An 18704-nucleotide genomic window follows, 5' to 3' on the forward strand; every position below is an offset into this window, starting at 1 on the left:
TTAGATTTTTTCATTTGAAGATCAAGATTAAATATGTAACTTTCATGTACTTTACCTTCCAAAATGTAAAAATTATCTAACTATAAAAAAGCGTTGAATCCGACTGCAAATCATTTCAGTCAGATCCAACGCTCTTTAGGTTAATCTAAATCATTTATTTTTCATCATCAAAGATAAAGTCTTCATCTTGTAGTGGTTCAACATTTAAAGCTAAAGTATAGCCATCACCTTTAACTGAGAAGAAGTCGTGGTTTTTTGTTGAAGTATCGAGTGCGTTTTCAATAATTGGATTGAATTCGCGCTCCTCAAAGTATGGTTCAAATCCTAAGTTTGAAAGTGCTTTGTTTCCATTATATCGTACGTAATTTAATACATCTTCTGACAAACCGATATCGTCATAAAGTTTATGAGTATAAGATACTTCATTTTTGTATAGCTCTTCTAATAGTTTATACATATGTTGATCAGCACGTTGTTTTTCATTCTCAGAAAGTTCGTTGCGTAAGTGCTGTGCATCTAAACCTGTAAACACACCATGAATAGATTCATCAAGTAAGATTTTACGGATAATTTCACCAGACGTTGTCATGCGTCCTTGTCCAGCTAAGTATAAAGGATAGTAGAATCCTGAATAGAATAAGAATGTTTCTAAGAACACACTTGAAACACGAGCAATATATTGATCATAAACTGAAGCTTCTTTAGCCCAAAGTTTATGATAATTGCCAACAATCTTATCTGATTTATACTTCAAATGCGGTTCTTCTAAAACCCATGTATCTAATAAATAGTTTGTTTCACTAGATGGTAGTAATGTTGTGAAAATATGAGAATAACTTTTAGCATGAATTTGTTCCATCATTGCCATAAAAGAATAAACTGCTTTTTTACGTAAATCCTTAGTATGAAGCATAATTAATGGCATACCATCATCAGCTTGGTGTGTATCTAATCCAGTTAATCCTGCTAATGCTTTTTTAAATGTATCTTGTTCCTCAGGTGTTAAAGTTTTCCAGCTTGCAATATCTTTAGAGACTTTAAATTCTGTTTCTACCCACATTTGGGAAATGTTTTGTCTCCAAAACATATTTGTCATATCTTCTTGCGTGTTCCAATTGACAGCAATCATCAAAGCGCATTCTCCATTCTTCTATAAATTTTATTAGTTTCACTTTAAGTACTTAAATGCGGGACCACTTACACATATACTGTCATCGTGTAAAGGTCCCGATTTTCTTTCTATTAATACAATTTGCTAGTATCTATGTGATTAAATCGCGCAGCTTGTACACTCATCTACGCTCAATAATTTGTTTCGTGTATAGTAAAGAGATTTTAAACCTTTATGGTGCGCATAAACATATAGACGTGATAATTCGCGTGTAGATATTTCAGAATTTACATATAGAATTGTTGAAATTCCTTGGTCAACATGTTGTTGTATTGTTGCGACTAAATCAATTAAACGCATTTGATCTGTGTTAAATGCTGATTTGTAATACCACATTGTTTGCGGTGATAAGAATGGCATAGGATAAAATGTTTCTGAGTTACCATAAGTACGGCGTTCAATTTGATCAACAATCGGCATTACTGAACTTGTTGCGTTTTGAACGTAAGAAATACTTTGTGTTGGTGCAATCGCTAAGCGGTATGCATGGTATAAACCATATTCTTTAACATCTTTTTCTAATGCTTTCCAATCTTCAGCTGTTGGAATTTCTAATCCTTCAAATAAAGCTTTAACTTTTTCATATTCAGGAACAATGTCAGCTTGCGTATATTTTTCAAAATATTTTCCGCTTGCATAGTCTGATTTATCAAAGTCTTGGTATGCTTGTCCGCGTTCTTTAGCAGTTTGCATTGAACGTTCAATTGAATAATAGTTCATTGTCATAAAGAATACATTCGCAAAATCTTTAGCTTCTTCAGACTCATATCCAATTTGATTTTTAGCAAGATAACCATGTAAATTCATAACACCTAGACCTACAGAGTGCAGTTCACTGTTAGCTTTACGCACGCCCGGAGCATTTTGGATATTTGCTTCGTCACTTACAACTGTTAAAGCATCCATACCAGTATGCACTGAATCTCTGAATTTACCTGATTCCATTACATTTACAATATTTAATGAACCTAAGTTACATGAAATGTCACGTTTAATTTCATCTTCAATACCGTAATCATTAATTACTGATGTTTCTTGTAATTGGAAAATCTCGGTACATAAATTACTCATTTTAATTTGACCGATATTAGAATTAGCATGTACTTTGTTTGCATTGTCTTTAAACATTAAATAAGGATAACCTGATTGCAATTGCGTTTGTGCAATTGTATTTAACATTTCACGTGCATCTTTTTTATGTTTTAAAATATTAGGATTTTTAACCATATCATCATAATATTTATCTAAATCAATATCATCTAACGTCACACCATATTCGTTATAAACAGTATGTGGTGCAAACATATAAAAGTCTTCGCCGTTCTTAGCAAGTTCAAAGAATTTAGCAGGTACAATTAAGCCTGTTGAGATTGTTGATAAACGGATATCTTCATCAGCGTTAACCTTTTTAGTATCTAAAAATTCTTCAACATCATAATGGAAAATATTCAAATATACTGCGCCAGCGCCAGGTCTTTGACCAAGTTGATCGGCATAACTGAATCCGCCTTCTAACGACTTAGCTACAGGTAAAACACCTTTAGCAACGCCTTTGATACCTTTAATTGCTTCACCGCGTGCACGAAGTTTAGATAAGTTGATTGCTACACCGCCACCGATTTTACTTAATTGTTTTGCTGTTGAATCAATAAAGTTGATTGAATTCAAGCTGTCATCTACTTCTAATAAGAAACATGACACTAGTTCACCGCGGCGGGCACGACCAGCATTTAAAAATGTTGGAGTAGCAGGTTGGTATCTTTGCTCAATCATTGATGAAATAAATTGGCGTGCTTGTTCTTTATCCCCATCAGCTAAATATAGTGACACGATAGTCACATGTTGAGGATAATCTTCTAAATATTGCTTTTTATCATTTGTTTTAAGTGCATAGTCTTTGAAAAATTTACTTGCAGACATATAACTGGCAAATTTGAAAGGAATACTACGTGCAAAATCTGTTAACTCTTTTAAGTCTTCTTCGCTGTATTGCGCAAATACGTCTACATAGAAATCATTATCGACAAGATAGTGCAAACGTTCAATTTCACTATCGAAATAAATAGTGTGATCTTTAATCTCTTCAAGATAAACTGCTAACGCTTCTTGGTCTTTTTCTAAACTGAAAAAGCCATCTTCTTTACGCTTTGTTACCTCATTATTTAATTCAATATGATTATATTGCTTTTCGTTCATTGTCTTCATAAAAATGCCCCACCTTATCTTTAAACTCTTCAACGTCTTTTTTTGTTCCTTGTACTTCAAATTTCATTAAAAGCGGCACCATATAATCTTTAGATATTGTATCGCTGGCCTTCGCAAAATTTTGTCCCCAATTGCGATTACCGCTTCCAACTACTCCTCTAATCATTGTGCCGTTATGCTGTAAGAATGTCTGCACAACATCTGGTACTTCTCCAAAACCAATGGTACTAGTGACCAATATATAGGGTTCATCTATGCGTACTTCCGCACAGTTATCATTTGTAATTTCTAAGGTGTCTTCAAATCCTGATCTTGCGATAAAGCGTCTTACGTTTCCTGTGAATGAGAAATAAACTACCTTCATTGAATCACCCGCTTTCTTAAAAAGAACGCGCCATTCTTCATCTCCATAGATTAGGCAGAAGCCATAAATAAAAAACATGACAAGCTGTCTGATTACTATTGTTGTTTCATGAATGAGACCTTGTGCCTGTTGCATGTTTGCAATTTATTACGATATTAGAATGCACTTTCTTATAACACTACATATTGTGGTTACTTAATTTATGGGTTACACTTGCTTGATTGTATATCTTATAATTTCTTCTGTTCTAAATTGAACGCAATTACAAGAATACCAATGCGTATTAACTGCTTTCAACCATTAATTACTCTTTAATCATGAATTAATCTCTTAAACATTACTTTGTACTTTCAAAATAATGAGGTGTGAAATTGCTTTAAAATAGTTAATTTTAATTTTAGCAATTTCCAACTCGACCACAACATATAGTGTTAACTTTCGTTCTTCAATACTATATTATGTGATTCATTATACCTAACCCACTTTGTAATTTCAAAGAGAATCACTGTGCAAAAATTTATTTTAAATTGTCATAATCGATGTAATAAGCGTCACATCTATCGTTAACGAACAAAACTTTTTTAAAAAACGTGCTTAAAATAAATAATTGTAGTTTTACCCTTGATTTTTTTAAAAATTATGCACTTCTTGAAAAATCAAGGGTCTTCGAAATGCTGGCCTGTTAAGCTTGATGCAACTCTTTCAATATCTATAAATATTTACAAATTATATAGAACGCAAATCATCCTGAATTGCAGAACGTATGTTCGATTAAATTATATCGATTCTCAGAAAGATTTGCAAGGTCTTATAGCCACGTTAATTTGAATTATGCTAAGATGATATACGTTAAGTTTTGGAGAAAGTAGAGGCGAAAATATGGACCCAAAAATAAAAGGCATCATTGCAATCCTCATTTCAGCAATCGGTTTTAGTTTTATGTCGCTATTTTTCAGACTTTCAGGAGATTTGCCTGTTTTTCAGAAATCTTTAGCACGTAACTTAGTTACGACGTTGATTCCTTTATATTTCTTATATAAATATAAACAGCCCATGTTTGGTAAATTGAGCAGCCAACCCTTGTTGATTACCCGTTCTACTCTTGGCTTAGTCGGTGTCTTATTAAATATTTATGCTATTGATCATATGTTGTTGAGTGATGCCGATACTTTAATGAAATTAAATCCATTCTGGACAATTTTATTAAGTTTAGTTTTTTTACATGAGAAAGTACGTAAATATCAAATTACTGCTATGATAATAGCAATTATCGGGATGTTATTTGTAGTACAACCTCAATTCTCATCAGCAATGATACCTGCAATCGGTGGTTTGTTCTCTGGAATTTTTGCTGCCGCTGCTTATACATGCGTACGCGCCTTAAGTAGTCGTGAAGCACCTTATACAATTGTGTTTTATTTTTCATTCTTTTCGATTATTGCTTTAATTCCGTTTGTAATATTCACATACGAACCCATGTCAAGCATGCAAATTGTATATTTAATTGGTGCAGGCTTATCAGCAGCTGTTGGTCAAATCGGTATTACACTTGCTTATAGTTACGCTCCTGCTCGTGATATTTCAATATTCACGTATGCATCTATTATTTTTACTGCTATTATGGGAATTGTCATTTTTGGAGAATCTCCAGATTTATATGCAACACTTGGATACGTTATTATTATCAGTGCAAGCTATTATATGTTTGAAAAAGCACGTCGACAAAGCAAAACTAAACTTGCGCGTACACATAAAGGAGAGAATTAAAAATGTCTAATGAAGGACGTAAAAAAGAAGAACTAGAAGATATTACGTTATTAGGGAATCAAAATAATACGTATAACTTTGATTATAGACCTGATGTCTTAGAAACATTTGACAACAAACATCAAGGAAGAGATTATTTTGTAAAATTCAATTGTCCTGAGTTCACATCACTTTGCCCTATTACTGGACAACCTGATTTTGCAACAATTTATATTTCCTATATACCAAATGTAAAAATGGTAGAATCTAAATCATTAAAACTTTACTTATTCAGCTTCAGAAACCATGGTGATTTTCACGAAGACTGTATGAATATTATCATGAATGATTTAATTGATTTAATGGACCCTCATTATATTGAAGTCTGGGGCAAATTCACACCACGCGGCGGTATTTCAATCGATCCATATACAAATTATGGCCGTCCAGATTCTAAGTATGAACAAATGGCTGAATACCGTATGATGAATCATGATTTATATCCAGAAACAATTGATAACAGATAATTTAAATTAAAGCATCCGCTTTGTACTGCACCCTAAAGTTGAAAATGAAAAACTCAACTTTAGAAGTCCGCTGCACTTCGGGTGCTTTTTTGATAATTAAATAATATTCTCCCTTTAGTGTAATAAACATATATAATAATATTAAACAATATTCAGAATTTTCTTGTATATTTTTCTTTGATGGCTTAAACTTATTTTTAAGCGGTTAGGGGGAAAATTATGAATAAAAAACAATATACACGCGAAGAGGTTGTCAACAGCATTCCACGTACAGGCTTCTTTGGACATCCTAAAGGACTTAGCACATTATTCTTCACTGAATTTTGGGAGAGATTCAGTTATTATGGTATGAAAGCCATTTTAGTTTATTACCTATACTATTCAGTCGCAAAAGGCGGCTTTGGATTAGATGAATCTGTTGCAATGCAAATCGTGGCATTATACGGAACATTAATTTATATGTCCGGCGTCATCGGTGGTTGGATAGCCGACCGAATAACAGGTACACAAAATGCAGTTTTCTTTGGCGGAATATTTATAATGTTCGGTCATATTATCTTAAGTTTACCTGGTAATTTAACAGCTGTAATGATTGCATTATTGCTATTAATCATCGGTACAGGTTTATTAAAACCTAACATTTCAACAACTGTCGGAGAATTATACGAAAAAAATGATCCTCGTGTAGACTCAGCATTTACAATCTTCTACATGGGTATCAATGCAGGTGCTTTATTATCCCCGCTTATTACAGGTTACTTGCAAACTCGTATTGGCTTTCATGCAGGATTCGCCACTGCAGCAATCGGTATGTTTATCGGACTTGTTGTTTATTGGACTAAACGTAAGAAATATTTGAATTTAGCAGGTTTAACAGTACATAATCCAATGTCTAAAAGTGATGTGAAGAAATTTTCACTTATTACCATTATCGTCGTTGCAGCATTTGTACTATACCTTGTTATCTTAAAAGTTTTTAATGCATTAACTATCGAAAACTTCAGCTTACTTGTCACTATTCTCGGTATTGCTTTACCAGTTTACATTGTGACACGTATGTTGATGAGTAAAGAAGCAACTCCAGAAGAAAAATCACGCGTACGAAGTTATATTCCGTTATATATTACATCAGTTGCATTCTGGATGATCCAAGAACAAGGTTCAACAATTCTTGCAAACTTTGCAGATAAAAATACACAATTAAAAATGTCTGAACTTACAGGCGGAGCAATTCATTTTGATATTCCGGCAGCTTGGTTCCAATCACTTAACCCTATTTTCATCGTTGCATTAGCTCCAGTGTTTGCTACATTATGGGTAAAACTAGGCAAACGAAATCCATCTACTGTAATGAAATTTGCGATCGGTGCAATTATTGCGGGTCTTTCTTATCTCATTATGATGATTCCATTGGCTGGCGGTTTACATGGTGAATTAATCAATCCTATTTGGTTAGTACTCAGCTTTTTACTCATTACAATTGGTGAGCTTTGTATATCTCCAGTAGGTTTAGCGACAACTACTAAACTCGCACCATATGCTTTTACAGCCCAAATGATGAGTTTATGGATGTTAAGTAATGCGACAGCCCAAGGATTAAATGCACAACTTGTTGTTGTATATAAATCAATGAATCCTTCACAATACTTCATGTATTCAGGTTTGTTAACAATTATTATCGGTGTTCTACTCATTATCGTTTCACCTATGGTTAAACGTGCTATGAAAGGTATCCACTAAAAGTGCTGATTTATATTAGGTTTAGAACTAACAATAGTTCTAAGCCTTTTTTTGTTGTAAAAATAATCAAATCCTTCAACTAATAACTCAAAAAATAAAGATATAATTGACAACTATAATATTCAGAAAATTGTTAATATTATTATTTTAAGAAAATTATTGAAACTATTAATCTTTGAGAGTACAATCTAATATAATCAGCCCGTTTAGGATAGAAAGGTCGGGATTAATTTGCAGAATAATTTGCATAATCAGCATGTTCAAGAAATTCCACAAAAAGGATTCTTTGGACATCCAAGAGGATTAGGAGTACTCTTCTTTGTAGAATTTTGGGAGCGATTCAGTTACTACGGAATGCGCGCACTCTTAATCTTTTACATGTTTTACGCTATTAAAGATGGCGGTTTAGGTATGGACGAAGTTACAGCCCAGTCTGTAATGTCTATTTATGGGTCACTTATCTTTATGACTACCATCATTGGAGGATGGATAGCAGATAGGATTACAGGTACCCGCAACGCAACAATGTATGGCGCAGTGTTAATTATTGTAGGTCACGTTGTATTGAGTTTACCACTCGCAAATATTGGATTATATGTATCAATGTTCTTTATTATTATAGGTTCAGGTCTTATGAAACCGAATATTTCCAATATTGTTGGACGCCTGTACCCTGAAAACGATTCACGTATCGATTCAGGTTTTGTTATTTTCTATATGGCTGTAAACATGGGCGCTTTGGTAGCTCCTCTTGTATTAAACCAATTCTCTGATAATCATAAATTCCATCAAGGATTTTTAATTGCAGCAATTGGTATGGCTGTGGCACTTGTTATCTACTTAATTTTCAACAAACGCAACTTAGGTAATGTGGGGTCAGCACCAACCAACCCACTGTCATCAGCAGAAAAGAAACGTTACAGCCTTATTTTTGGTGCAATTGCAGCACTCATCGCTATTGTATTAGTTATTACAATATCAACTGGTACATTTTCATTCAATTTGATTAGTACAACGGTATTAATCTTAGGTGTTGCATTACCAATTATTTACTTTACGATTATGATTCGAAGCAAAGAAGTTTCAGATGATGAACGTTCACGTGTTATCTCATTTATCCCTTTATTCATTATTGGCGTTATTTTCTGGTCAATACAAGAACAAGGTTCAAATGTATTAAACATCTTTGCATTCAAAGGTACTGATATGACAATCAACCTATTCGGTTGGACATCAAGTTTCGGTAAAACATATTTCCAATCGATTAATCCATTGTTTATTGTATTGCTTGGACCAGTGATTTCTTATATTTGGAAAAAAATGGGAGATCGTCAACCAAGTTTAGCAACAAAATTCGTTTGGGGTGCTGTGCTTGCAGGTATTTCTTATATCATGATCGCCTTTGTGATGATGGGAAGTAATGGGCATCAAATTACTGTAAACTGGGTTATCTTATCTTATATTATTTGTGTAATCGGTGAATTGTGTATTTCACCAACAGGTAACAGTGCTGCTGTAAAATTAGCACCAAAAGCCTTCAATTCACAAATGATGAGTTTATGGTTACTTACAAATGCCACTGCTCAAGCAATTAACGGAACTCTTGTAAAACTAATCAAACCATTAGGCTACCAAAATTATTTCTTATTCTTAGGCTGTTTAGCAGTAGTCATCGGATTAGTAACACTTGCATTTGTACCTAAAATCGTAAAAGGTATGCGTGGACTTCGTTAAATGTCACAATATTAATATTTTTTTCAAAGAAGACTATTCACAACTTTGAATAGTCTTCTTTTTATTTACTAATTAAATAATCAATATATAAAAAAACGCCAGCCAACATACTTTAAAAATTGTCGACTGACGTTTGCTTTTTTATTTTCTTGCAGCGTGTACAATATAGTTCATACGTTCCTTCAATTTGTTCATAGTCTTAAACATAGTAAAAAACATTGGACGATTTTCTGTTTTCAATGCATTACGTATAATTTTTGCAGTTCCAAGCACACCTTCATCACGAATCATACCAGCTGGAGTCATTAAACTCATAGCCCCTATTTTTGAAGTTATTTGTGTAAATCCTGCTTCTTCGTATAACTTTCTCCAATCAGCTGTCGGCAAAGGCGTTACTTTCACATTAATCGCTGCACTCAACTCTTCTTGTATGTACTTTGTATTTTCAGGGTTAAGGATAGCAATATCATGTGTCAGTAATATTCCTCCTGGTTTTAACACTCTATAATATTCTTTTAACGCTTTTTCTTTAGCTTGGATAGGCAGCATTGTTAACATTGCTTCATTTAAAACAATATCAAATGTATTATCATCAAAAGGTAACTTCATCGCATTTGCTTGTTGGATATGAATTAAATGTTCTAGATTATTTTTCTGTACATTTTGTTTTCCTTTTTCTAATGCTTTTTTATTCAGATCAACTGCATCTATTTCACAACCATAACGTTTTGCTAACATAATTGAAGTCGTACACATATTGCATGCTACTTCTAATACTTTCTTATCTTTCTTAAAATGACCTTTATCTATTAACCAATCTGTAGCTTCTTTGCCACCAGGTCTTAAACGGGTTTTCCCTAATTTAGCTAAAAATGTATGTCCTGCTTCAGCCATAACTCTTCACCCTCCTAATTGATAACTATTATCAATTAAAGAATAGCATACAAATGTTGAAAACAACATAAAATAGCCTGAAAATTCACAATATAGACGCAAAAAAGTAGACTAATTCACTTAAGTGAATTAGTCTACTTACTGTAATTTACTATATTTCTTCATTTCCTAGGAAATATTTTTCAATTTCTCTCCAATTGTTTACACGATCAAAGTCTTCATTATGGATATTATGTGCTGCAGTATACATCAATGATTTACCAGTAAAACGTGCTAATTGGCGTGGATTATCGTCAATTAGGTAATCAGCTTTTACAATATTTTTACGCCCGCAAAAAACAAAGTTCTGTGGGTCTAAGAATGGAAAATGCATACGTAACCATTCATATTTTTCATGAAATGACGTTGGAACATCCATAGCTGCTGTAGCAATATAAACATCATAATGTTTAGATAGCTTCTCAACTACTTCTTGTGAATCTTGGATGACTTCCAGATTTTTAAAGAAGCCCGGTTCTTTTAATACTTCATCTAAAACACCTTCATGTTCTGGCATAAAATGACGGAGTTTATTTCCATCTAAAAGCGTTTCTTTAATGCCTAAATCTGTACGTGCATTAACTTCTTCAATCAGAGCTTTGATTGTATCTGCTAATACCTCATCCATATCAATTGCGATTGATTCTCTCTCCATAATATGTAACTTCCTTTCCTTTTTATCCCTTTCGAGTATAGCATATCTTAAATATTAAATTGTGAATAGAAAAAAGAGCAGAACTGGCAGCGATTTGATTATTATCGCCATTCTGCTCTTAAATAAGATATTAACTTAGAATAATCGTGCTTATATTATGCTTCAAAATCAAAGTTTTTCAATACTTCTATCATTTTATCATTTTGTTCTGGGAATCCAATCGTAATACGTACACCGATTGGGAATTCTCTTGTAATACATCCTACTTTAAGTAAAGCTTCATACAATTCTTTCGGACGCTTAGTATTTACAAAAATAAAGTTCGTTTGACTATCAAAGAAATGCTTACTCTCTGGAATATTAAAGAATTTAGCACGCTCTTTTGCATTACGTTTTTGAATTTCATTAACGTAATCTTGATCTTCATAAGCAGCAACAGCAGCATACTCTGACAAACGTCCTACATTAAATGGCGGACGAATAATATTATAGTGATGAATTGCTTCTTCTGTTGCAATTACGTATCCTACACGTAATCCTGCAAGTCCATACGCCTTAGAGAATGTACGCATTAAAAATGCATTAGGAAACTTCTCTTGTAATTTCAAAGTATCTGGGAAATCATCAGCAGTTACAAATTCGAAGTAAGCTTCATCTACAAGCACAGGTACATTACTCGGCACTCTTTCTAAAAATGCTTCTAACGCTTCATGTGTAACATAAGTACCAGTAGGATTGTTTGGATTACAAATCCAAACTAATGCAGTGTCTTCATCAATTTCATTTAAAATACCATCTAAATCAAATTGACCATTTTCTTTTAACGGTACTTGTACCACTTCAGCTGCTTCAACAATGGCATTGTGGTAATATTGACCGAATGTCGCCTGGCTCGTTACAATCTTATCACCCGGTGTTAATACTGCACGTGAAATCATTAAAATTACTTCATCTAATCCTGCACCAAATAGGATACGATTCTCATCTATATTAAGTGTATCTGCAATTTTTTTGCGAAGTGTAGGCGCGCCTGTCTCAGGATAATAAAGGACTTCATCTACATGTTCTTTAATTGCTTCTTTTGCTTTTGGAGAAGGTCCGTATAAATTTTCATTTGATGCGAGTTTATGCAAATCAATATCTAGACCAAACTCTTTTTTTAATGCTCTTGGTGACAATCCAGGTTGGTATGCTGATAACTGTTGAATTTGTTCTTTCATGCGGTTAAGCCCCCTACTAAATTTACTGATATTTTCGAATTTAATAAATATTATAGCCCTTTTTACCATTGGAATGCAAACCTGATTTTAAAAGAAAAGTACTGAGAATGCTTTAAAGCTTCCTCAGTACTTTTATGCTTATTTAATTAAATGATGTTTTTTCAAATAATCTTTCGCTACTTTATATGGATCTTCATTCTTAACAGTAACTTTATAGTTCATTTCTTGCATTTCTTCATCTGTAATTTTTCCTGCTAATTTATTGAGCGGTTTTTTAATTTCAGGATGTTCTTTCAAGTATTTTTCTTTAAATAACGGTGCACCTTGATAAGGTGGGAAAACATGCTTATCATCTTTTAAGACAACCATGTCATATTGTTTTAATTCCGCATCTGTTGAGTATGCATCTATTAAATTAATATCACCTTTCTTAACTGCTTGATAACGTAATTTAGGTTCCATCGTACGTATTTTATTGAAATGTAAATCGTACGCTTTAGAGACTGCTTTAAATCCATCTGGACGATCATTAAATTCGAGTGTGAAACCTGGTTTGATTTCATCTTTAACTTTATCTAAATCACCAATAGTTTTCAAATGATGTTTCTCAGCAAAATCACGTTTAACAGCTAAGGCATACGTATTATTATATTTCATCGGTTTTAATAAAGTCATGTTATCTTTCTTTTCAAGACTTGTTTTAGCTTGCTCATAAACTTTATGCTCTTCTTTAGATTTTAAAGGTTCTTTTGTTAATTCACCTAAAACTGTACCTGTAAATTCTAAATAACCATCGATATCATCAGATTTTAAAGCATTGAACAAGAATGATGTTTTACCCATGCCATCCTTAACATCAACAGTGTCATCTGTTTCTTCCTCAATTAAGATTTTATACATATTGGTAATAATTGAAGGCTCAGAACCTAGTTTACCGGCAATTGTTACCTTGTCACCTTTACTGCCAAACAATGGGATAACGATAACTAATACAACAATAATTAAAAGTGCACCTAATGTAATCAAGATTTTTTTGTAAGACAACTTTTGAATATAACGTAAAGCTAAATCAAAAACAATCGCTAAAATAGCTGCTGGTATAGCACCTAATAAGATTAATGAGCTGTTATTTCGGTCAATACCTAATAAGATTAAATCACCTAGGCCGCCTGCACCAATTAATGCTGCTAGTGTGGCAGTACCAATTATTAATACCATTGCTGTACGAATACCTGCCATAATGATAGGCATAGCAATAGGTAATTCTACTTTTGTCAGCCTTCTGCACGGCTTCATACCGATACCTTTAGCCGCTTCAACTAACGAAGGATCGACTTCTTTTATCCCGGTATATGTATTTCTGAGAATCGGCAGCAATGCGTACACGACTAAAGCAATAATAGCTGGCACTGTACCAATACCAAAAATCGGAATCATTAAACCTAATAAAGCCAATGAAGGAATAGTTTGAAGCACAGCCGCAATATTTATAACAAATTCAGAAATATATTTTGTTTTAGTCAAAAATATACCAAGCGGTACACCAATCAAACAAGCAATCAATAGTGCAATAAAAGAAATCTGAATATGTTCTAGTAACGTACTAAGCAGTTCACCTTTACGCGTAGAGAGTGTTTCTAAAAATGCATTCATGAAGCGTCACCTCTTTCACTATCAGCTAAGAAGTTAAATACATCTTCTCTTGTCAGCATGTGCGTCTTGCCGTTATGTTCAACTGCAACAGCATTATAGCGTGCTAAATCTCCGTAAACTTTCTTCAGTGGTGTATCATGTTGAACAACTGGTAAATCTTGAGTAGATTGAAGTGATTTCAACTCTGTATTTTCTAAAACGTCATCTAATCTCAATTGTTGTTGAATATTTCTATCATACTGACTGATAAACTGTTTTACAAAATCATTTTTAGGATGATTGATAAAGTGCTCGGGTGTATCAATTTGTTCAACATGTCCTTCATTCAACAAACAAATTCTATCACCTAATTTCATAGCCTCATCAATATCGTGTGTTACAAAAATGATAGTTTTCTTAATCTGTTTTTGCAGTTCTATTAAATCATCTTGCAATTTTGTACGACTAATTGGATCTAAAGCGCTGAAGGGTTCATCCATTAAAATAACAGGCGGATCTGCAGCAAGCGCTCTGACAACACCAACACGCTGTCTTTGTCCTCCTGACAACTCATCTGGTTTGCGATCACGATATGTATCCGGATCTAAGTTCACCATTTTCAATAACTCATCGACACGTTGGTCAATTTTATCTTTATTCCAGCCCTTCATTTGAGGGACTTGTGCAATATTTTCTTTCACTGACATATGCGGAAAGAGTGCAATCTGCTGTAATACATAACCGATATCCCAACGCATTTCATAAACTGGATAATCACTAATTGGAGAATCTTTAAAATAAATGTAGCCCTCTGTCAACGGAATTAAGCGGTTAATCATTTTTAAAGTCGTAGTTTTCCCACAGCCAGAAGGTCCGATTAAAACAAAGAACTCCCCTTCGTTAATTTTAAAGCTAACATCATCAACAGCAATTTTATTACCATATTTCTTACTGACGTGCTTGAACTCAATCATTCCTTCACCCACATTTCTTTATATTTAAAAAAGGACAACAAGTTAACACTAATTCTGTCCATTCGCTGTTATACTTGTTGTCCTTATAATAACTTTTTTAAACTTGTGCTTTGTAATTATGAATTGTTTCAATAAATTTCGGGCAATAATGTTTCAGTTTATAACTGCCCACGCCATCAATCGCAATCATTTCTTGTTTAGATTCAGGTTTACGCTTAGCAAACTCTTCTAAAGTAAAGTCTGTAAAAATACTGATTGGTGCAATATTAAGTGTCTCACTTAATGTTTTTCTCACTTCAACCAATTCTTCAAATAAAGCACGATCTACACCTTCAATAGTATTAATATTTACTTTTTCTTTAGCTTTGCGTTTAAACGGTACAGTATAAATTTTTAAACCTTCGCTTAATACTTTTTTAACCTTTTTATCACAAGTCAAAACTTCATCATTTTCGTTCAAGAACCCTTTGAAACGTAATTCATCAATAAGATGACTGCATTCTGAAGTCGTATACGACTTCATGATGCCAAAAGTTGAAAGTTCATCATATTGGTTGTATTTAACATAGTCTGAGGTCTCACCTCGGAGCACCTGTATAATAACGCCATATGTTTCTTGCTGACGCATACATACAATACAGCTAATAATTTTTTTAGCTTCATCTGTCATATCGTATGTTTTATTTTCATTAACACAGTTACTGCAGCGACCACACTCTTCTAATTTTTCATTAGGTTCAAAATAATGTACTAAAGTTGCTTCTAAACACTTTTTAGTTTTAGTATACTGAATCATTTTATTCAATTTCTCGCCCATTTTTTCTTTATAATCATCATCTGCTTTAGAAGAGGCAATAAAGAATTGATGCAGACCAATGTCACGTTCACTATACAATAATATACAATCACTCTCTAATCCATCACGTCCTGCACGTCCTGCTTCTTGATAATAAGATTCTAAATCACCAGGCATATTGTAATGTATCACAAAGCGCACATTTGACTTATCAATTCCCATACCAAATGCATTGGTAGCAATAACCACTTTAATTTTATCAAACACAAAATCATTTTGTGCTGACTCACGTTCTTTATTCGTCAGTCCTGCATGATAAATTGCACTGTTAATACCTTGATCTTCAAAAACCTGTTGCAATTCCTCAACTTGTTTACGCGTTGAACAGTAAATAATACCAGCCTTATCCTTATGTTCTTTCACATATTCTAAAACAAATTTTTGACGTTGATAGGTAGAATTAACTTTAAATTTTAAATTAGGACGCTTGATGCTTGTTTTGACCATATCATCTTGTGCTATATGAAGTCGTTCCATGATATCTTGTTGTACTTCAGCAGTGGCAGTAGCGGTTAATGCCGCTACTGCAAAGTTTTGCGGGAGGCACATTACTTTATCGATGACTTGTTGATAACTTGGTCTGAAGTCATGCCCCCATTTTGAAATACAGTGCGCTTCATCAAAAGCGACGAGTTTAATATCTAAACTATAAAGCAACTTCATAAATTGATTATTTTCAAAACGCTCTGGTGCAACATATAAGAATTGAATTTCACCGTTACGCAACTCTGCTTCTATTGCTTTTTGGTCTTTTTGAGATAAACTGCTATTTAAATAAGCTGCATTAATACCCATTGCTTTCAGTTGATCTACTTGGTCTTTCATGAGCGAGATTAATGGGCTGATAACAACAGTTACACCGCCCATCATTAAACCAGGCACTTGATAACATAATGATTTACCGCCACCAGTCGGCAAAACCCCTAATACATTTTGTTTTTCTAGTATTTTGGAAATAATTTCTTTTTGTCCAGGACGGAATGTTTGGTATCCAAAATAATGTGATAATATTGTTTCCATATTTTTGACCCCTTATTGTTCCTTTAATTCTTCAAGTTCACTCCATCTTGTCATATCTTGTTCGTATTGCGTTTCTAAAGTTTCTTTTTCAGAATTAAGTGTTTGTATTTTTGTATAATCATCACTTGCATCTATCATCTCTTGTTCAATTTCTTCAAGCCGAATTTCTGCTTCCTCAATTCTTTCCATAATTGTTTCATATTCACGTTTTTCTTTATACGATAACCCTTTACGCTGTCTTTCTTTTACCTGCTTAGGTTGTTGTTTAGCCGCTTCTTTTACTTTCGCTTGTTCCTCTTTGTACATTTCGTAATCCTCAAAATTACCAATAATCCGTTCAATTTGACCATCGTGTACATACCAGAATTCTTGTGCCACTTTATTTAAAAAGTATCGGTCGTGACTGACAGTTATAATTGTGCCGCCAAATGTTGAGATATAATCTTCAAGAATAGTAAGTGTTTCTGTATCTAAATCATTCGTAGGTTCATCTAATAGCAAAACATTCGGTTGATGAACAAGTAATCTTAATAAATAGAGACGTTTTTGTTCACCGCCTGAAAGCTTATAGACTTTTTTGCCATGTGTTGTACTTGGGAATAAAAATCGTTCTAATAATTGTGTTACTGAAACGGTTGTTCCATCTTTTTCTTTTGCAACTTCACTTTCTTCTCGTAAAAAATCTATAACCCGAATATCTCTATCTAATCGTTCATCTGTTTGTTTAAAATAAGCAGTCTTCACAGTTCGCCCGATTTTCACTACACCAGAATAATCAGCATCTTCTCCCGCTAAAATATTCAGCAACGTAGTTTTCCCAGCTCCATTCGGTCCCACAATACCGATTTGCTGTCCGTTTTGTATAATTTGTGTGACGTGTTCGAATAGTGTTTTTCCTTCAATCGTTTTTGAAAGATCTTCTAATTCAAACACCTGTTTCCCTAAACGAGAATGCGCAAGATTAAGTTGCCCTGTATCTCTGGTAGTTTGATTTTTGACTTGCGACTCTAAATCACTAAAGCGATTAATTCGAGCTTGCTGCTTCGTTGAACGCGCCTTAACACCTGCTCGCATCCAAGATAACTCTTGTTTATATAAAGCACGCTGCTTTTGATTTTGTTGTTGCTCAATTTGTTCATTTTCAGCACGCATCGCAATGTAATCTTCATAATTGCCTGGATACGTACGCAATTTCCCTCGATCTAACTCAATAATTCGAGTCGATACTTCGTTAAGAAAGTAACGATCATGTGTTACAAACAATACTGTATGCGGATATTGTTTTACATAATTAATAAGCCATTTTATTGAGTCGAAATCTAAGTGGTTAGTCGGTTCATCTAATAAAAGCAAATCTGGTTGTTCAATTAATGTTTTCGCTAAAACAACACGTTTTTGTTGTCCTCCTGATAACGCCTTTACAGACTGCGCAGTATCATTAATACCTAATTTCGACAAGATGGTCTTCACTTCAGCACTATAATCCCAAGCTTCAGCTTGATCCATTGCTTCTTGTGCGTTCATCATTTTTTGGAAATCAGCATCACTTTGTGTTTCACCATATTTTTGAACAGCTGTTTCATAGTTCTTTATAATCTTAACTGCAGTCGTATCTGCGCTTAGCACTTCTTCAAGCACCGTTTTATCTTCATTTAAGTCTTGTTTTTGTGAAGAGTAACGTATGCGATATTGATTAGGACAATTAACCTCTGCTTCAAAATCTTCATCCAATCCTGCGATTACTTTCAGCAAAGTACTTTTTCCTGTCCCATTGATACCCACAAGACCGATGCGCTCATGTTCAGAAACAGATAAGTGCAAGTCATCAAATATCACCTTATCTGCATAAGATTTATGTAAGTGTTCTATTTTGTATGATTCCATTTTCAGCCTCCACTTATATTGGTCCGTTCATTTCTTTGCGTAG

Annotated in this window: 14 protein-coding genes; 4 read left to right on the forward strand and 10 right to left on the reverse strand. The window is 33.7% G+C overall.

The window, feature by feature from the left end:
- Positions 1 to 154: 154 nt before the first annotated feature.
- The 3 genes from nrdF to nrdI all read right to left on the reverse strand — a co-directional run bounded on the left by nrdF (position 155) and on the right by nrdI (position 3740).
- Positions 155 to 1129 (reverse strand): class 1b ribonucleoside-diphosphate reductase subunit beta, encoded by a 975-nt coding sequence (nrdF, locus tag A4G25_RS05775; protein WP_047132708.1) that lies wholly within the window; start codon positions 1127 to 1129, stop codon positions 155 to 157.
- 141 nt (positions 1130 to 1270) lie between these two features.
- Complete coding sequence (gene nrdE / locus A4G25_RS05780; protein WP_047132709.1) at positions 1271 to 3376, reverse strand: class 1b ribonucleoside-diphosphate reductase subunit alpha; 2106 nt, start codon at positions 3374 to 3376, stop codon at positions 1271 to 1273.
- Complete coding sequence (gene nrdI, locus A4G25_RS05785) at positions 3348 to 3740, reverse strand: class Ib ribonucleoside-diphosphate reductase assembly flavoprotein NrdI (RefSeq protein WP_047132780.1); 393 nt, start codon at positions 3738 to 3740, stop codon at positions 3348 to 3350. Before nrdI ends, nrdE begins: the two co-directional genes overlap by 29 nt.
- Before the next feature lie 879 nt (positions 3741 to 4619).
- Here nrdI and A4G25_RS05790 point away from each other — a divergent pair.
- The 4 genes from A4G25_RS05790 (at position 4620) to A4G25_RS05805 (ending at position 9487) form a co-directional block, all read left to right on the forward strand.
- A complete protein-coding gene (locus A4G25_RS05790) occupies positions 4620 to 5507 on the forward strand; it encodes a DMT family transporter (RefSeq protein ID WP_047132710.1) in 888 nt (295 codons plus the stop codon).
- A 2-nt stretch (positions 5508 to 5509) separates the two neighbouring features.
- Positions 5510 to 6013, forward strand: coding sequence for a preQ(1) synthase (queF, locus tag A4G25_RS05795; RefSeq protein WP_047132711.1), 504 nt, complete (start codon positions 5510 to 5512; stop codon positions 6011 to 6013).
- A gap of 219 nt (positions 6014 to 6232) precedes the next feature.
- A complete protein-coding gene (locus A4G25_RS05800) occupies positions 6233 to 7753 on the forward strand; it encodes a peptide MFS transporter (protein ID WP_047132712.1) in 1521 nt (506 codons plus the stop codon).
- A 231-nt stretch (positions 7754 to 7984) separates the two neighbouring features.
- Positions 7985 to 9487: a peptide MFS transporter gene (locus tag A4G25_RS05805; RefSeq protein WP_047132713.1), complete on the forward strand. Its 1503-nt coding sequence runs from the start codon at positions 7985 to 7987 to the stop codon at positions 9485 to 9487.
- Between the two features lie 141 nt (positions 9488 to 9628).
- On the opposite strand, the gene A4G25_RS05810 is transcribed toward A4G25_RS05805, so the two are convergent.
- The 7 genes from A4G25_RS05810 to A4G25_RS05840 all read right to left on the reverse strand — a co-directional run bounded on the left by A4G25_RS05810 (position 9629) and on the right by A4G25_RS05840 (position 18667).
- Positions 9629 to 10381: a class I SAM-dependent methyltransferase gene (locus A4G25_RS05810; protein ID WP_047132714.1), complete on the reverse strand. Its 753-nt coding sequence runs from the start codon at positions 10379 to 10381 to the stop codon at positions 9629 to 9631.
- A gap of 151 nt (positions 10382 to 10532) precedes the next feature.
- The gene (locus A4G25_RS05815; RefSeq protein ID WP_047132715.1) at positions 10533 to 11075 is read right to left on the reverse strand and encodes a 5' nucleotidase, NT5C type; all 543 of its coding nucleotides are present in this window, start codon (positions 11073 to 11075) and stop codon (positions 10533 to 10535) included.
- A gap of 155 nt (positions 11076 to 11230) precedes the next feature.
- Entirely contained in the window at positions 11231 to 12295 is a 1065-nt protein-coding gene (gene hisC / locus A4G25_RS05820; RefSeq protein ID WP_047132716.1) for a histidinol-phosphate transaminase, read from the reverse strand.
- Positions 12296 to 12433: 138 nt separating this feature from the next.
- Positions 12434 to 13948 carry an ABC transporter permease/substrate-binding protein gene (locus A4G25_RS05825; RefSeq protein ID WP_047132717.1) on the reverse strand — a complete coding sequence of 505 codons (1515 nt, stop codon included), beginning with the start codon at positions 13946 to 13948 and terminating at the stop codon, positions 12434 to 12436.
- Positions 13945 to 14901 (reverse strand): ABC transporter ATP-binding protein, encoded by a 957-nt coding sequence (locus tag A4G25_RS05830; RefSeq protein ID WP_047132718.1) that lies wholly within the window; start codon positions 14899 to 14901, stop codon positions 13945 to 13947. Before A4G25_RS05830 ends, A4G25_RS05825 begins: the two co-directional genes overlap by 4 nt.
- Before the next feature lie 97 nt (positions 14902 to 14998).
- A complete protein-coding gene (recQ, locus tag A4G25_RS05835; protein WP_047132719.1) occupies positions 14999 to 16777 on the reverse strand; it encodes a DNA helicase RecQ in 1779 nt (592 codons plus the stop codon).
- 12 nt (positions 16778 to 16789) lie between these two features.
- Positions 16790 to 18667 (reverse strand): ABC-F family ATP-binding cassette domain-containing protein, encoded by a 1878-nt coding sequence (locus tag A4G25_RS05840; RefSeq protein WP_174531731.1) that lies wholly within the window; start codon positions 18665 to 18667, stop codon positions 16790 to 16792.
- Between the last annotated feature and the right edge of the window lie 37 nt (positions 18668 to 18704).

This window comes from Staphylococcus condimenti (assembly GCF_001618885.1).
Taxonomy (GTDB): Bacteria; Bacillota; Bacilli; order Staphylococcales; family Staphylococcaceae; genus Staphylococcus; species Staphylococcus condimenti.

What these genes read in the sequence shown, in the direction of transcription:
- A4G25_RS05790 (WP_047132710.1), top strand. Translation starts at nt 4,620, where the DNA reads ATGGACCCAAAAATAAAAGGCATCATTGCAATCCTCATTTCAGCAATC.
- A4G25_RS05800 (WP_047132712.1), top strand. Translation starts at nt 6,233, where the DNA reads ATGAATAAAAAACAATATACACGCGAAGAGGTTGTCAACAGCATTCCA.
- A4G25_RS05825 (WP_047132717.1), bottom strand. Translation starts at nt 13,948, where the DNA reads ATGAATGCATTTTTAGAAACACTCTCTACGCGTAAAGGTGAACTGCTT.
- A4G25_RS05830 (WP_047132718.1), bottom strand. Translation starts at nt 14,901, where the DNA reads ATGATTGAGTTCAAGCACGTCAGTAAGAAATATGGTAATAAAATTGCT.
- A4G25_RS05810 (WP_047132714.1), bottom strand. Translation starts at nt 10,381, where the DNA reads ATGGCTGAAGCAGGACATACATTTTTAGCTAAATTAGGGAAAACCCGT.
- hisC (WP_047132716.1), bottom strand. Translation starts at nt 12,295, where the DNA reads ATGAAAGAACAAATTCAACAGTTATCAGCATACCAACCTGGATTGTCA.
- nrdE (WP_047132709.1), bottom strand. Translation starts at nt 3,376, where the DNA reads ATGAAGACAATGAACGAAAAGCAATATAATCATATTGAATTAAATAAT.
- A4G25_RS05815 (WP_047132715.1), bottom strand. Translation starts at nt 11,075, where the DNA reads ATGGAGAGAGAATCAATCGCAATTGATATGGATGAGGTATTAGCAGAT.
- nrdF (WP_047132708.1), bottom strand. Translation starts at nt 1,129, where the DNA reads ATGATTGCTGTCAATTGGAACACGCAAGAAGATATGACAAATATGTTT.
- recQ (WP_047132719.1), bottom strand. Translation starts at nt 16,777, where the DNA reads ATGGAAACAATATTATCACATTATTTTGGATACCAAACATTCCGTCCT.
- queF (WP_047132711.1), top strand. Translation starts at nt 5,510, where the DNA reads ATGTCTAATGAAGGACGTAAAAAAGAAGAACTAGAAGATATTACGTTA.
- nrdI (WP_047132780.1), bottom strand. Translation starts at nt 3,740, where the DNA reads ATGAAGGTAGTTTATTTCTCATTCACAGGAAACGTAAGACGCTTTATC.